This window comes from Paenibacillus ihumii (assembly GCF_001403875.1).
In the GTDB taxonomy this organism is placed as follows: domain Bacteria; phylum Bacillota; class Bacilli; order Paenibacillales; family Paenibacillaceae; genus Fontibacillus; species Fontibacillus ihumii.
This window is the reverse complement of record NZ_LN884299.1, coordinates 3516260-3530400: the sequence shown is the minus strand read 5'-3', so window position 1 is coordinate 3530400 and position 14141 is coordinate 3516260. Positions and strand designations below refer to the sequence as shown.

The 14141-nt window shown below is 53.0% G+C and carries 15 protein-coding genes; 14 read left to right on the top strand and 1 reads right to left on the bottom strand.

Annotation, left to right across the window (positions count from 1 at the left end):
• Positions 1-48 precede the first annotated feature (48 nt).
• Positions 49-1167, bottom strand: coding sequence for a YheC/YheD family endospore coat-associated protein (locus tag BN2762_RS23135; protein WP_055109180.1), 1119 nt, complete (start codon positions 1165-1167; stop codon positions 49-51).
• A gap of 205 nt (positions 1168-1372) precedes the next feature.
• On the opposite strand from BN2762_RS23135, the gene BN2762_RS23130 reads away from it, so the two are divergent.
• From BN2762_RS23130 to BN2762_RS23065, 14 genes are all read left to right on the top strand, one after another.
• Positions 1373-2530 (top strand): glycosyltransferase family 4 protein, encoded by a 1158-nt coding sequence (locus BN2762_RS23130; protein ID WP_055109179.1) that lies wholly within the window; start codon positions 1373-1375, stop codon positions 2528-2530.
• A 241-nt stretch (positions 2531-2771) separates the two neighbouring features.
• A complete protein-coding gene (locus BN2762_RS23125) occupies positions 2772-3587 on the top strand; it encodes a glycosyltransferase family 2 protein (protein WP_055109178.1) in 816 nt (271 codons plus the stop codon).
• 4 nt (positions 3588-3591) lie between these two features.
• Positions 3592-4698 carry a glycosyltransferase family 2 protein gene (locus BN2762_RS23120; RefSeq protein ID WP_230202576.1) on the top strand — a complete coding sequence of 369 codons (1107 nt, stop codon included), beginning with the start codon at positions 3592-3594 and terminating at the stop codon, positions 4696-4698.
• Positions 4695-5441, top strand: a complete 747-nt coding sequence (locus BN2762_RS23115; protein WP_055109177.1) for a glycosyltransferase family 2 protein — start codon at positions 4695-4697, stop codon at positions 5439-5441. Before BN2762_RS23120 ends, BN2762_RS23115 begins: the two co-directional genes overlap by 4 nt.
• Before the next feature lie 27 nt (positions 5442-5468).
• Positions 5469-6200 carry a sugar phosphate nucleotidyltransferase gene (locus tag BN2762_RS23110; RefSeq protein WP_055109176.1) on the top strand — a complete coding sequence of 244 codons (732 nt, stop codon included), beginning with the start codon at positions 5469-5471 and terminating at the stop codon, positions 6198-6200.
• A 39-nt stretch (positions 6201-6239) separates the two neighbouring features.
• Positions 6240-7334 carry a GT-D fold domain-containing protein gene (locus tag BN2762_RS23105; protein ID WP_055109175.1) on the top strand — a complete coding sequence of 365 codons (1095 nt, stop codon included), beginning with the start codon at positions 6240-6242 and terminating at the stop codon, positions 7332-7334.
• Positions 7331-8695, top strand: a complete 1365-nt coding sequence (locus BN2762_RS23100; RefSeq protein ID WP_074048678.1) for a glycosyltransferase family 2 protein — start codon at positions 7331-7333, stop codon at positions 8693-8695. Before BN2762_RS23105 ends, BN2762_RS23100 begins: the two co-directional genes overlap by 4 nt.
• Before the next feature lie 125 nt (positions 8696-8820).
• Positions 8821-9108 (top strand): nucleoside-diphosphate sugar epimerase, encoded by a 288-nt coding sequence (locus BN2762_RS23095; protein WP_148499991.1) that lies wholly within the window; start codon positions 8821-8823, stop codon positions 9106-9108.
• A 24-nt stretch (positions 9109-9132) separates the two neighbouring features.
• Entirely contained in the window at positions 9133-9480 is a 348-nt protein-coding gene (locus BN2762_RS23090; RefSeq protein WP_055109174.1) for an alpha-helical endospore appendage domain-containing protein, read from the top strand.
• The gene (locus BN2762_RS23085) at positions 9477-9788 is read left to right on the top strand and encodes an alpha-helical endospore appendage domain-containing protein (RefSeq protein WP_055109173.1); all 312 of its coding nucleotides are present in this window, start codon (positions 9477-9479) and stop codon (positions 9786-9788) included. Before BN2762_RS23090 ends, BN2762_RS23085 begins: the two co-directional genes overlap by 4 nt.
• Positions 9782-10192, top strand: coding sequence for a FliH/SctL family protein (locus BN2762_RS26300; RefSeq protein WP_074048677.1), 411 nt, complete (start codon positions 9782-9784; stop codon positions 10190-10192). Before BN2762_RS23085 ends, BN2762_RS26300 begins: the two co-directional genes overlap by 7 nt.
• A gap of 201 nt (positions 10193-10393) precedes the next feature.
• Positions 10394-11491: a CgeB family protein gene (locus tag BN2762_RS23075; RefSeq protein WP_055109172.1), complete on the top strand. Its 1098-nt coding sequence runs from the start codon at positions 10394-10396 to the stop codon at positions 11489-11491.
• Between the two features lie 39 nt (positions 11492-11530).
• A complete protein-coding gene (locus BN2762_RS23070; protein ID WP_083485101.1) occupies positions 11531-12664 on the top strand; it encodes a CgeB family protein in 1134 nt (377 codons plus the stop codon).
• 63 nt (positions 12665-12727) lie between these two features.
• Positions 12728-14140: a glycosyltransferase family 4 protein gene (locus BN2762_RS23065; protein ID WP_055109171.1), complete on the top strand. Its 1413-nt coding sequence runs from the start codon at positions 12728-12730 to the stop codon at positions 14138-14140.
• The last annotated feature ends 1 nt before the right edge of the window (position 14141 follow it).

Sequence of the window (14141 nt, the reverse complement as noted above, 5' to 3'; positions counted from 1 at the left end):
ACGAACAGAAGTCCAGGTTCGCTTCAGCGAATTTGGACTTCTGTTGTTTCATCGCTTCGTTAGGCTCCATTCTATCATGGGTCCGGGCTGTTCTTGATCGTACAAATACCTTGCGAAATCCATTGGCCGCCGGTATGTCTCCTTCCAGATCTCGGCCAATCCTGCCTTTCGAAAGCCGTAACGCTGATCTCTCCCGTTGCATTCGATGAAGTAAGGCTGTCCTGTCTCCGTCAAGCCGATGTCGATTCCGAGGTCGGCGAGCAGGGGAAGGCGTGCTGATAAATGGCGGGCAATGGACAGAGCCAGCATCTCTACATGATACAGAGCATTCGGCACGAGCCGGGCGGGAAGGCATTCGTTCAGCAACTGGACGGGAAAAGGACGGCCGCCTTTGCCAATATTGGATAGAAAGCTGTTTTGCGGCGCGATTTTGACGAAAATTCCGGTAACGCTCCATGCTCCGAATGTGCCCCGTTGAACGGTCACGCGCAGATCCAGCGGTCTGGAATCGTATTCGGCGAGCGGGATGCGTTCCTGAACAAGATAAGAGGTACGCATAAGTAAGCGCTGAAGCCAGGCGGGGAAGCTGTCCCTGCTGATTCTATCGGTAACCCACCCTTTTCTAGACTTGGAGGGATAGGTAATCGTCCAGCCTGAATGGTCCCGCTGCACTCTCATAATGCCATCGCCAACGGATCCGCGTGCAGGCTTCAATATGAGGTCGTCGTATTCCGACATCATTTTGCGCAGAGAGGCGCTGGAAGCCTCGGCTGTCGCCGGAAGGTATTCCCGTAAATACGGATCCTCCTGCAGGAGACGATGAATAACGTTTTTACCATAGCGATTGTTTATATTGAAGATGCACATGCCCTGGGATACGAGGCTGCGAATTTTTCGATGGGCGGATGCGTCTCTGTACAGGGCGCGATTGTGGATGACTCTTGGCGTGGGTATCGTCATCCGGACATATTCTTGGCCGTTCTGCACGTAGGCGATGCTGCTGTTGTTTTCAACATGGATATCTCCCAATCTCAGAAAGCAAGGAATGAATCCGTTAGCCCGTGCCGCTTCTTCATAATTGGCTATCGATTCCTGGCCGGTTTTTCGCTGGGGAATTCCCCGGTACATGCTGGAGTTTAGCAGAATACCGACGTGGTCTTGCCCCATGGATTTTCCTCCTTTTTGTGTGCGTCTTTTGATTCAATTTATGTGGCAACCCCTAAAAGGCGTGGACGACTGTGCTGCAACAACAGCCTGTTTTGCTGTGGAGCTGCGGCGGCAGGAGGCTTCTCCTTGCTTCATTAACCTTGGCGGCTATTAGCGCATAATTTATGTTAAGGGTTTATTTTCTTGCGGAGAGGAAGCATGGCGCATGAGCAGACAAAAAGTGGCGGTCGTTACTCCAGGAACCTTCGTGATTCCCTCAGGACACAGCAGCTCCGTTGAGCGGGTGGTTGAGAAGGTGGCTCCTTTGGCTGTGGAAGAGCTGGAAATCCGGGTATTTGGTGTATCGGATGGCCAAATCCCCAAATTAGGTCAGCTCGGAAAGATCCCCTGCTTCCGAATGCCTGGCGGCAGGCAGTATTTAACTTCATTATTGCAGCATTTGCGGAAATGGCATCCCGACAGGGTGGATGTTCATAATCGTCCCCTGCTTGCGTATCAGTTGAAGAACAAGCTTCCGATGGCCACGGTATTCCTGACTCTTCACTCGACTACGTTTTTAGCCGCTTCCAGACCGTCCGCAGTGCGATTGCGCTGCTTGCTGGACGGGGTGGATAGGATTATCGTGAACAGCCGGTATTTAATGGAGGAGCTTCAGTGGCGGTATCCGTCGCTCCGTACACCGATTTCCGTGAATCCTCTCGGGGTAAGCCTGGAGGATTTCACCCCCCGCTGGACTTCGCCCGGGGAATATTTGCGGCAGGCCAGACTTGCTGATTTGGGTTGGAGCCGGCGTAAAATTATCCTGTTCATCGGACGGCTGCTGCCTTCTAAGGGGGTCCATCATTTGCTCCATGCCCTTCCGGAAATCCTGGAGCAGGAGAAGGAGGCGATGCTGGTTATCGTAGGCAGCGCATATTACGGGGTCAACCGGGAGAGCCAATACGTCCGGCGCTTAAAGCGGATGGCGGAGCCATTTAAGGACAGAGTGGCCTTTCTTCCTTACACTCCATATCCGAGTGTTGCCGATTGGTATAACTTGGCCGATCTCGTAGTCGTTCCTTCCGGGGAAGAAGAAGCCTTTGGCTTAGTGAACGTGGAGGCGATGGCCTCTGCGGTTCCGGTAGTGGCCAGCCGTGCCGGAGGCATTCCGGAGGTAGTGATTGACGGGGAATCCGGCCTGCTGCTGCCTCCGGCCACCATGCCGAAAAATTTGGCCAAGGGAATCAAGGCGCTGCTCGGCAGCGAGGAACGGCGGAAAAGGATGGGGCGGGCTGGACGGGAATTGGCTCGCCGCAAGTTCCGGTGGCAGCATACCGCCGCGCGCTGGGTTCATTTAATGAAAGGACAGGAAGCCGGGAGATAACGCCCCGGGCTACAAAGACTATTCTTGCGCGGAATGCTCCGTTAAGCCGAGAATAGTCTTTTTGTTGTTCATGGATAGGCAGCCTGTTTGTCAGAATCAGGACGCTAGCAGTTTCTAATAGGGAGAAGTCTGTACGTTTGCCGTTGCAACGGCACCAAAGCCACATACACTGTATGGAATAGTACAAAAAGCCCTATTCGTTTTACCTTGCTCCGTTCATCCGGAGCCGGGAGGTGAAATAATGCTCAGAAAGCGCAGGCTCGCAGGCGGTGCCAGACAGCGTGCGAGGGATAGCAAGAGGCCGGTTCGGCGTGTGCTCAACCATCCAAACCCGATCGTGTCTATCATAATTCCAGCGATGAACGAGAGGGCCACCCTGCCGGGTGTCCTCCGGGAAACTTGCCGGGTGCATCCCAGAAGCGAAACGATCGTCGTAGCTAACGGATCGACCGACGGTACGCCGGCAATTGCGAGAAAATGGGGAGCGCGCGTCATTGTAACTGAAGAGCCGCTTGGACATGATGTAGGCCGCCGAGTCGGCGCAGAAGCTGCAAGAGGGCGGATACTGTTGTTCATTGACGCCGATATGATTATTCCGGCCACTGAGCTTCGACCTTATGTAAAGGCCGTATCAGAGGGAGTGGATGTGGCCCTTAATGATTATTCGGGACCCTTAGAAGGACGGGAGATCCATCCGGTCGTTCTGGCGAAATATTCACTGAATTCTTTGCTGGGACGCTCTGATTTGAAAGGGGCCTCTTTAACGGCCGTACCTCATGCCATGAGCCGAAGTGTGGCCGAAGCCATCGGTTATGAAGCGCTTGAAGTACCGCCATTAGCGCTAGTTGCAGCTTTGCTTCGTGGTTATAAAGTACGGGCTGTTCATTCCGTCCCTGTAGGCAGAATGAATCCGATCAAGTACAGGGGGAGGCAGGAGGACCCGCTGACCGGCCTGATCGTGGGGGATCATTTGGAGGCTGTACATCGTCTCATTCTTGAACGCGGCTCACGCGGGGGATACAGCGATCTCGGCCGTCAACGAGACAAGGTGAGGTGAGGGCGTGTCAAGAACCAAGCTGGAGAAGCCGATTGGACCTCGTCGGTCTGCGGTAAGAGCCCAGGACCGAAGCCGCAGGAAGCGGTCCTTGCCATTGCTCAAAGCCGGAAAGGGCACGGAGCAGGGCAGGACAGAAATTGGAGAGCTGGAGCAGCAAGCCTTTCTGGCAGGATATTCGGCTGCTTCCGGTCATGAGGATAGCTCCCTTTCGTATGACCATTTGCAATCCGCATTCCTGGACTGGTTTAAGGAGGCTAAACGTCAAGCGTTATCCTGGCGGAACATACTGGCTGTTTCCAGTGCTTACCGCCGGGGATATAATACGGCCGCGAAGCAGACGCTGACCGGAATTCCCCTGCCGCTGCGGGGAACGGTGTCCGCTGTCGTCTCGGCCTGCAATGAGGAGCGGACAATTGCTGCCGTTATCTCGGAATTAATCCGTCTGCCCTTCCGGGAGATTATCGTTATCTTGAACGGCTGCAAGGACCGCAGCTATGACTGTATTAGGAGGCACGATAAAGTAATTGTAGTTTGCTGTCCCGATCGCCTGGGACATGATGTTGCCCGCGGGATCGGCGCTTCGTTGGCTGCAGGGGATGCTGTATTGTTTACGGATGGCGATATTGTTCTATCCGCAGAGGATCTGGCGCCATTATTGCTTGAGATCGATCAAGGCGCGGACGTTGTCCTGAACGATATCTCTCCGTATCTTCCGCCATTCTCGAAGCAGGATGCCGTAACGCGGAGCAAAATGTTTCTAAATTACATGCTCGGCCGGCCTGACTTGAAGGCGAATTCGCTGACCGCCGTTCCACATGCCCTTTCCCGGCGGGCGATCAGCGCGATAGGAGCCCGTACTTTGATCGTTCCTCCCAAAGCGCAGGCTTTGGCCATCGTGAAGGGGCTGAAGATCCGGGCACCCAAGCCGGTGGATGTCGTAAAGAGGAATCGGCTGCGAAGCGGCAACGTCGGTGAAGGCAACGAAGTGGCAAGTCTCATCCTGGGCGATCATATCGAGGCCTTCCAAGCGGCGATGGAGCTGCAGGGAGCGAGGCTGGGCATGACGAAAATGCCGCGATCCAAGCTGGCTAGGAAGAGGAACGGCCGATGAATGAGACCAAGCTTACAAGCATCGTAATCCCTACGTATAACGGGCTTCAGTTACTGGTCCCCTGCATCGAATCGATTCGCCGTTATACCGAAGTGCCCTACGAAATTATCGTTGTCGATAACGGCTCTACGGACGGAACTCAGGAGTACTGCATACAAGCGGGGCTTACGTTAATAGCCCTTCCTAAAAATGAAGGATTTCCGGCCGCTTGCAACAGGGGCTTGGCCGTTGCTTCGGGCGAGCAGCTGCTGCTCCTCAACAATGATGTCATAGTCACGCCTCGCTGGCTGTCTAATATGCTTCGTGCCTTGTACAGCGCCGATGACGTCGGCATTGTCGGACCCATTACCAACTATGCCAGCGGACGCCAGCAGGTGGACATGACATGGAATTCGCTGGAGGATTTCATGCAAATTGCGGAGCGGCATAATCAGTCTGACCCGGCGAAATGGCAGGAGGTTAAGCGCCTTGTCGGATTGTGCTTCTTGTTTCGAAGGAAGCTGTGGGATATGGTGGGCCGGTTAGATGAGCGTTATTCGCCAGGGCACTATGAGGACGATGACTATTGCTACCGGGCACGACAGAAAGCATTTCGGCTGTTCATTAGCGGGGATACACTGGTATACCATGAGGGCAGCGTCAGCTTTGCGTCAAACCATCCGAATGACTGGAAGGCTCTGATCGAACGCAATCGCCGGATATTTATAGATAAATGGGGAGTCGATCCGTGGATATTTATGTAAGAAAACAGCTGAAAGGGAGGGGAGCCCATGAAAGGTGTTATTTTGGCGGGGGGGACGGGAACCCGTCTTCATCCGTTGACTCGAATCGTAAACAAGCATCTTCTCCCGGTCGGGAGCTATCCAATGATCAGCTACGGCATTGAACGGTTCCGGCAAGCGGGAATTAAGGACATTCTTCTCATTATCGGCAAGCAGTCCGCAGGGCTGTATACGAATTATTTGGGAAGCGGGGAGAACTTTGGGGTAAGCTTGACCTTCCGCGTTCAAGAGACTGCCGGGGGGATTGCCGAGGCGTTAAATTTGGCTAGCAGTTTTATCGCACCGGGGGAGAAATTCGTAGTGCTGCTGGGCGATAATTTATTCCTTGATGATTTGACGCCTTATGTGCAGAGCTTCATGAAGCAGGTTCATGGAAGCGCCAGAGTGATGCTGAAGCCGGTCGATGATCCGAGACGGTATGGGGTTCCTGTGTTTGATCCGTCTCGTCCCGAATTGATCTCATATATCGAGGAGAAGCCGGAAAAGCCGAAATCCAATTATTCGGTGACCGGAATATATATGTATGACGACACGGTTTTCGAACGGATCAGCAAGATAAGCCGTTCTGTCCGAGGGGAGCTGGAGATAACCGATGTGAACAATTTATATGCCAGGGAGGGGAAGCTGGAATACGATATTCTTCAATTATGGTGGGGGGATGCTGGAACCTTCGAATCCTTGCTGGAGGCCGGGGTTCGTATGAGAGGAGTTCTTCCTTAAAACAGCATTGCGCATAACAAACCGGAGGAGGGAGCTTGCATGGAAGGGAAACGCCGCCAACGTTCCGTACGCCGCAAACGCGATTCAAGGAAAAGGATGTACCACACGGGAATAACGGGTTGGGGAAGAACGTCTCGCGGGCGTGCAAATGCGGGGAGAAGACGGTTACGCAAGGAATCTCCATCGGCGCTGCTTCCCGGGCATAGAATGCGCCAGCACAGGGAAATTTCCGAGGCTGCAAAGGGGACGGAGGCCGATTCACAGGTTAAGCCTCCAGCGGACATCTCCGCTGCAGCCTTCGAGGAGGGCTACCGCCAAGGATACTATGAGGGCGGAGAAGGCAGACTGTGCCGGCACTTGCCTCCCTATACCGTACTGCCCGATTTGACCCTTGACGACGTAATCGCCCGGGGGATTCAGCAAGCAGCTGCTTCGCTCGTTCCCATCATGCCTCCGGCATCCGTATTTACGGAGATCGTTCAGGCTCTTGATCGGCGGCGGCCGTTATCGGTCGTCCGCCTTGGGGACGGGGAGCTGCTTACCCTGGCGCATGATTTGGTTATTTCTACGGATCAGGCACGGCAGTGGGGGCCGTTCCTGCCTTATGCCGGGGTCGTTCTTCCAGACGGAGCGGCGCGCCGTGCATTAGCAGCCTCTCTTCGCCAGGCGAGCATCGTAGGGATTCCTGAATCCCGTCATCCTTCCTTCCAAGGCTTGTTATTTCCGGTACTGAGGAAGCTGGGGATATCCTGCCGGGAGCTGAAGTTGACCACCTCTACAATTAACTATGCGCTGCATGAGCAAGGTCTTTTCTATAGAATGCTTCAAGGGCGGAAACTGCTTCTGATCGGGAGCAGAGCGGCAGGCGTGGCGAATGTGCTAAACAGCCACGGCTTTGCGGTCGCCGGTATCATTACACCTGTCAACGGGGTGCATGATGCTGCGCGCATTACGAGAGAAGCTGCAGCCGTCGATTTTGATCTTGCCCTGGTTGCGGCAGGCGTGGCTGCGGTCATGATTTGCACGGCTATTGCCGAAGAGCTCGGTAAAGTATCGTTGGATCTGGGGCATTTGGCCAATCGGCTCGAGAGCGGGGAAGCTCCGCTGCTGCCCGGCTTGGAGGTGAATCGATGAGAGAATTGAGGCTGGAAGCGCTGCGCCGCGCTGTACAACAAGAGCGGGCCGAGGCGGTGAGGCGTTCAGAGAGGGGATCCATTAAGAAATATGAGAAGGGATTCCAGGCCGGTTACGTCCGGGGGCTCGTCGAGGGACAGCGGGCTTTTGGCATCCCTTTCGAAGGCACGAGTATCATTATCCCCACTTACAATCAAAAAGAGCTGGTACTCCAATGTATTGCCAGTATTGAAGCACACACCGCGCATCCCTATGAAATCATCGTCGTGGACGACGGCTCCACGGATGGAACCTGCGAAGCGCTGCAGAAGCGGAGAGGGTCGATTCGCATCGGCGTCCACTTGAAGAACCGGGGCTTTGCCAGTGCGGTGAATACCGGTTTGATGATGGCAAAGGGACGGATGATCCTGCTGCTGAATAACGATGTTCTCGTTACGGAACGCTGGCTTAGCCAATTGCTAACTGCGCTGAACGATAATCCGGCGGCATCGGCGGTAGGCCCGGTCACAAATTATATTGGCGGAGATCAGCAAATAGAGACAGCTTACAAGGATGTGCCGGAAATGGAGTTATTTGCGGCGAACTATAACGTGACCGACAGGTCGAAATGGCGGTATACCGATCGGCTGGTCGGCTTTTGTCTGTTATTTCGGCGCGAAACCTTTGAAGATGTCGGCTATTTCGATGAAGGGTATGAGACAGGCAATTTTGAAGACGACGATTGGTTGCTGCGCTTGCAGCTGCAGGGCAAGCGCTTGATGGTTGCCGGCGATACCTTTGTCCATCATTTCGGAAGCGTGTCGATGAAGAGCCTTGGCAAGGATGGCTTTGCTGCCGTAAATGGCAAGAACGAGTATTTTTATCATCATAAATGGGGGAATCCCTTGGAGCTTCGTGGGCGTATGCAGAAATGGATGGGGGAGTCCGGCCCAAAAAGGTCTGCAGATTTCTATCCGACGCATGTGTGGATTGAAGGAGGCCCCGGCAAGAGCTTTTGGCTGGAGCACGGCATTAAATATCCTTTATCCGGACTAACGGATAAAAAATTATTGCCCGTCAGGCCGGTGAGGCTGTCGGTCATCGATTTGCTGCAGATCCCCACAGGAGCAGGGCCGCCTCCTTCGCTTCACCCTGCCTATGGCGAGGAAGGCTGCTTGCAGGAGGGGGCAGTCGTTCGAACCGAGCATGGCAAGCGGTATCAACTGGATCGAGGCCGACTGCGTGAAATCGTCTCAGCCTATGCCTGCGAGTTCTGGGGACTGCCTTTAAAGACGAAGCTTATGTCTCTCAGGGAGATGGAGAAATACGAGATAGGCCTTCCTATTCTGCCGCCGCCAAGGCTCGGATCGGAAGATCTGTAATTTCAAACTGCTTGGAGTAACGATGAGCTTGGTCTCCGCATATGCTGGAGCAGGTGAACCCGGGACCGGTCACGAATGAAACTGCCTGTACCCGGCATTAATCGAGTGAAGTAGGAGGAATCCGGGTGGATCAGAAGATCACAGATATGATTATTCATTTGTCCCATTCGCATGGGCAAATCGCAAGAATCATCGATGCTGAGCGGCATGTTGCGGTTCGCATCGCGCAAATTATCCATGCCATTCCTGATGCAGAACCGGCCTTTGATGGGACAGACGGATTAATCGAAAGCGCGGGGCGCATAAACAAGAGCGTCATCGCCTATTTGAATTCGATTGCTGATCTGGAGGAGGCCATGGCGCAAAATTTAGAGCTTGTGATTAAAGAACTAAGGGATCAGGACGAAGAATAGGCTGTTAAGAGTGAGGATGATACGATGAGCAGAGAGGATTCTTTTTTGAATGTGTTGGATGCCGCTGCGAAGGTTCAATGGAATGTATCGATGATACTGGAGGCCAAAGCGGTAGAGGCTGAAAAGGTGCGCAACTGGGTACTGAATCATGTGCATGGAGGCAGCTTCGACAGCCATGAGAAAATGCTGTCCGAACCGCTGGATATCCATGAGCAGCTCGTTGAGGTCATAGACGGTTTAACAAAGCTGCAGAATGGATTTTGCAGCAATTTGAAAGCCATGCTTGTCTCCGATGAAGAGGAGTCGGGCTCTGACGATGAATTCGGCGGACTGTTCAGCGGCTCCTTTGATATGGAGGATCCGGAGAAATGATGCCGGGAATCGGCTCCGTTGAGGCAGCCAAGCTGCGGTTGATAGATTCGATCGCCAAGAGCCAGATGGCCATGGCTCGGATTCTGGACAGTCTGGCGGATGTATCGGATCATTCAGCCGAGACGGCCCGCCATTTGACGCAAAATATTCAGGCCTTAACCAAATATCAGCAGGCCATAGCCGAAACGGTATGCGGAATTACTCTGCATCAAGTATACTATGGAACTCCTTCAAAGCCCTGGATTACGAATTTGTGCTACCCCGCAAACACTGCAGCCCGAGGAGAATGGGAGGATTATGAATGTTAACGACCAAACCCCGGCGTAAACGCCGAACGCTAGTGAAGCGTAAAAGAACCGGAGCAGGCGGCAAACGCAAGCTGCTGCTTAAACGCAAGCGCAGGCCCCTGCGCAGAAGGAGAGGCTCCAGAGTAAGACAGGGGAGGTTGCGGCGCAGAAGGGGCCGCTTGCCCTTGCCGCTGCCGGTAGAGCAGCCTAACCCTGTGCTCCCACCTGCGGCGGTATCCGAGCCAGTACCGGGGCCAGTGCCAGTGCCTGAGCCAGAGAAAGCAGTTCCCTTGCAGGCGCCGTATGTACACGATCCCGCATTGTATCAGCAGGCATACGATGAAGCCTACCAGGAGGGGTTCAATTCAGGCTTCTCCAAAGGCTTTGAAGACGGTCATAAACTGGCTTACAAGAATAGAGTTTAGGTGCAAACAAGCGAGCTTCTTCCCGGCAATAGCCGGGGGAAGCTCGCTTGTTTGCATTTTCCCGGGCAGTATCCTCCCGGGCCTGATTGGTTGAATTCCATGGCATTCGCCAATTTATGAAATTCCGGGGTAGTCGTCCATGATGCACATGCCCTCCCCGCATATATTTATACAGACCTAGGAAATTCCAATATAGATAGGATGAATGCCTTGAGTATTTTGAACAAGTCGGATGCAAACGAAGGCTTCGAGGACGGATACCTTGAAGGTTATCGATTCGGCGGATGCCAGGCCGTCCTTGAACGGGTTGTGAAGCTGAATCTACCCGGCAAGAGCAAATATCGTGTGCTCTATATTTCCCAAGGCTTTGAGGCGATTGACTGCGGAGTTATCCAAGCTTTGCAGGATTTAACGGCGCAATGCATCGTTGGCGCTCCTGAATCGGCATTGGCTTTAGCCGCCTCTGCACGTCCTGATCTGGTGCTGGTGATGAACGGACTGCATGTCTTTCCTCCCGGTTACGAGGAGCAGATTCGAGCGATCCGCGAAATGGGAATTCATACAGCAATATGGTTTGTAGATGATCCCTATTTTACGGATGACACAGGTAGAATCGCCCTAAGCTATGATGTCGTGTTTACGCATGAGGTGGAGTGTGTAGAGCTTTACCGAAGAATCGGGCACAAGCGTGTTCATTACCTCCCTCTTGCCGCAAATCCGGCCATGTTCCGCCCGGTGCGTACGTCGCCGGAATACCGCTATGATATTTGCTTTATCGGCAATGCTTTTTGGAATAGGGTCGAGATATTCGATCAGTTGGCTTCGTATCTGCAAGACAAGAAAGTATTTATTGCGGGCATGCACTGGGATCGCATGGCCAATTACAGCAAGCTCTCTCCATCCATTCAACAAGATTGGATCGTCCCGGAGAAAACAGTTTCCTATTATAACGGCTCAAAAATCGTCATTAATATTCATCGTCCTGCGACAACGGGGTCGGATAACCGGAACGGCATGAACATTCCGGGGGGCTCGATTAATCCGCGAACTTATGAAATCAGCAGCTGCGGAACGCTGCAAATAACGGACATCCGCAGCGATTTAACGCTTTATTATGAACCAGGTTACGACATCGAGACGTTTACAGACGCTGCCGAGCTTCGGGAGAAAATCGACTATTACTTGAATCATGATCAAGAGCGTCTCCATATCGCCTGGCGTTCTCTATGGACGACTCGACAAAAGCATACGTTTCATGAGCGCATTGTGCGTTTGCTTGCTGAACTGAATATCCCCTAAGCCGTTAGTGAAGTGAACTACATCAGAAGGAGTGACAATATGTTCGTTCATTCGGAACCACAGTTTATGCCTCCAAGTGAGGGAGAAGTGCATGATTCAGGAAGTAGAGGTAGGGCAGCAGGGCTAAAGGACGGCTTTAATGAGGGATATTTGCGTGGAAGAGCGAAAGCGATCGTGGAGTCCTCACGCACGATTTTTCCTAAAAGGCCCTTGAATGTACTCTATGTATCCTCAGGAAAAGGATATCCTTATTCTCCGATCGATGAAGCCATAATCGCTACGCTTCATACGCTTGCAACAGGAGTGAGCGTAGCCGATCCCAGCCAGCCGGTATCGGAGCTTGCGGTGAGCACGATGCCCGATTTGGTGCTGGTGCTGGACGGGATGGAGCTGGGTATTGAGCATATTGCCGCGATAAGGTCCAAGGGGATTCGAACCGCGATTTGGTTGACGGATGATCCCTACTATACCGACATGACCGTTAGAATCGCGCCACATTACGATTATGTATTTACGCTGGAGCGCAACTGCTTGGATTTCTATCGCTCAGTGGGCTGCGCGAATGTATTTTATCTGCCTTTTGCCGCTTTTATCGAGCATTATCGACCGACACTGACCCGGTCTGCCATTCGTCGGGAGATCAGCTTTATCGGCTCTGCTTACTGGAATCGAGTTCATTTCCTGCAGCCGATTTTAGGGGGACTGATGGATAAAGGCTTGACGATTAACGGAATTTGGTGGGATCGGCTGCCTGAATATGCTTCTTATCCTGACCGGATCGAAATTGGGAAGTGGATGGGACCCGGTGAAACGGCGGAGGTGTACAGCGGCTCAAGGATCGTGCTGAACCTGCATCGTTCTCCGCATGATGAGTCCGTGAACAATAATACGATTGGTCTTACGGCTGCTTCGCCCAATCCCCGCACTTTCGAAATCTCTGCCTGTGCCACGCTGCAGCTTGCCGATGTACGGGATGATTTGAGCAATTTCTATATTCCCGGGCAGGAGATAGAAACCTTCAGCAGCCCAAGCGAGCTGTATGAGAAGGTTGAATATTATCTGACCCATGAGGCGGAACGCCGTGAAATCGCTCTTCGCGCTTTGGAGAGAACGTATCGGGAGCACACGTATTCCCATCGTCTGCATGAAATGCTAAGCCGCATTTTCGGTTAGGCTGCTATTCATTACAGGACGAGGAGGTGAGATCTCCTGTGCTTCAAGTAAGGAGAGACGATGATGTCTAGCACGAAGAAGCTGTTTATGTTCTCGCACGTCTGCAACAAAAAGAATATTACAGGTGCCGAAAAGCTGCTGCTATTTCTTGCAGCGAAGCTGTCAGCCTATTATCAATGCGTCATTGTGGTTCCCAAAGAAGGAATGCTTACCCGATTGGCAGCCCAAAGCGGCATAAGAACGATTGTGCACCCTATCCCGCTGCTCTACGGGATGTGCCTGCCGTATGAAGGGCTGTCGCAGCAGGCCGAAGCTCTTTCAAGGGAAGCTTCATTTGCGGAAACGTCCAGGCTATTGTCTCAGGAGCGGCCGGATTACGTGCTGGTGAACACCAGTGTCCACGTAATCCCTGCTATGGCTGCGAAGTCCCTTTCGATCCCCGTGATTTGGCATATTACCGAAGTCATCGCTAATAACGAGCATACTGCGGATTCTGCCCGGATTATTGATCAATACAGCGACTGGATCGTCTGCATCTCGGAATCTGCAGCAGCTCCCTTACGCGGATGCTCTGCCGGAAAGCTCAGCCTTCTGTACCCTTCCTGGTCCTGGAAGGACTTCAACCCTAGCTTGTGGCCGCAAGTGCGAGAACAGCAAAGGCTCGAATGGAACGTGGATCCCGGGATAAAGCTGATTGGTTATATATCGTCTTACTTGACCGCCGAGAAGGGAAGCGAGCACTTTATTAATGCAGCCCTGGAACTGGCAGGCAGACATGGAAATAGCAAATTTGTAGTTATCGGTGCAGCAAACGGCGCTTCATTCTACAGCAATATTCGGCGAAAGGTTAATGAATCTCTTTACGCTGACAGATTTATATTCATTGACTGCGTACCCAGCATCGAAGCGGCTTTTAGTGCGATGGATGTCGTTGTTGTCCCTAGCCTGAGGGATGAAGGCTTCGGGCTCACGGCCATGGAAGCGATGATCCTCGGCAAGCCCGTCATCGCTTATGCATCCGGAGGACTTGAGGAAATATTAAGATTGACGGGCAATCAATCGTATCTTGTTAAACCGGGGGATTATCATGAACTTAGCGCCAAAATATCCTTGATACTTCAGGAGCCGGGGCTGATAGAGTCTGTTGGCGGCAACAATCGCCTTCAGATCGAGGCGTGTTTTGGACCGGAGGCCTATGATGCCCATCTTCAGGCCGTAATTAACCAGATTAACCATTTGCCGATCAGGAATGATTCAGTCTCGGAATTGCCTGCGAGTCTTCCAGCAGCACCCCAAGCAAAGCGAAAAACACTTCGCCGCGCCAAAAGGATCAGACGGTCCTCTTCCGCTCGCCGGCGAATTCGAAAAATCAATCGGCGGCGCCAGCCTGACGGCAAGAAACGGATAAAACGAGGCGGGCGCTATCTTCGCCAAGCGAAGCGGGCCAGCCGCAGACGAAAGCGGAAAGCAGGCTAAG

Bases quoted from the DNA above. Each gene is read 5' to 3' on its own strand.
- BN2762_RS23135 (WP_055109180.1), bottom strand. From the start codon at position 1,167: ATGGGGCAAGACCACGTCGGTATTCTGCTAAACTCCAGCATGTACCGG.
- BN2762_RS23130 (WP_055109179.1), top strand. From the start codon at position 1,373: ATGAGCAGACAAAAAGTGGCGGTCGTTACTCCAGGAACCTTCGTGATT.
- BN2762_RS23125 (WP_055109178.1), top strand. From the start codon at position 2,772: ATGCTCAGAAAGCGCAGGCTCGCAGGCGGTGCCAGACAGCGTGCGAGG.
- BN2762_RS23115 (WP_055109177.1), top strand. From the start codon at position 4,695: ATGAATGAGACCAAGCTTACAAGCATCGTAATCCCTACGTATAACGGG.
- BN2762_RS23110 (WP_055109176.1), top strand. From the start codon at position 5,469: ATGAAAGGTGTTATTTTGGCGGGGGGGACGGGAACCCGTCTTCATCCG.
- BN2762_RS23105 (WP_055109175.1), top strand. From the start codon at position 6,240: ATGGAAGGGAAACGCCGCCAACGTTCCGTACGCCGCAAACGCGATTCA.
- BN2762_RS23100 (WP_074048678.1), top strand. From the start codon at position 7,331: ATGAGAGAATTGAGGCTGGAAGCGCTGCGCCGCGCTGTACAACAAGAG.
- BN2762_RS23090 (WP_055109174.1), top strand. From the start codon at position 9,133: ATGAGCAGAGAGGATTCTTTTTTGAATGTGTTGGATGCCGCTGCGAAG.
- BN2762_RS23085 (WP_055109173.1), top strand. From the start codon at position 9,477: ATGATGCCGGGAATCGGCTCCGTTGAGGCAGCCAAGCTGCGGTTGATA.
- BN2762_RS26300 (WP_074048677.1), top strand. From the start codon at position 9,782: ATGTTAACGACCAAACCCCGGCGTAAACGCCGAACGCTAGTGAAGCGT.
- BN2762_RS23075 (WP_055109172.1), top strand. From the start codon at position 10,394: ATGAATGCCTTGAGTATTTTGAACAAGTCGGATGCAAACGAAGGCTTC.
- BN2762_RS23070 (WP_083485101.1), top strand. From the start codon at position 11,531: ATGTTCGTTCATTCGGAACCACAGTTTATGCCTCCAAGTGAGGGAGAA.
- BN2762_RS23065 (WP_055109171.1), top strand. From the start codon at position 12,728: ATGTCTAGCACGAAGAAGCTGTTTATGTTCTCGCACGTCTGCAACAAA.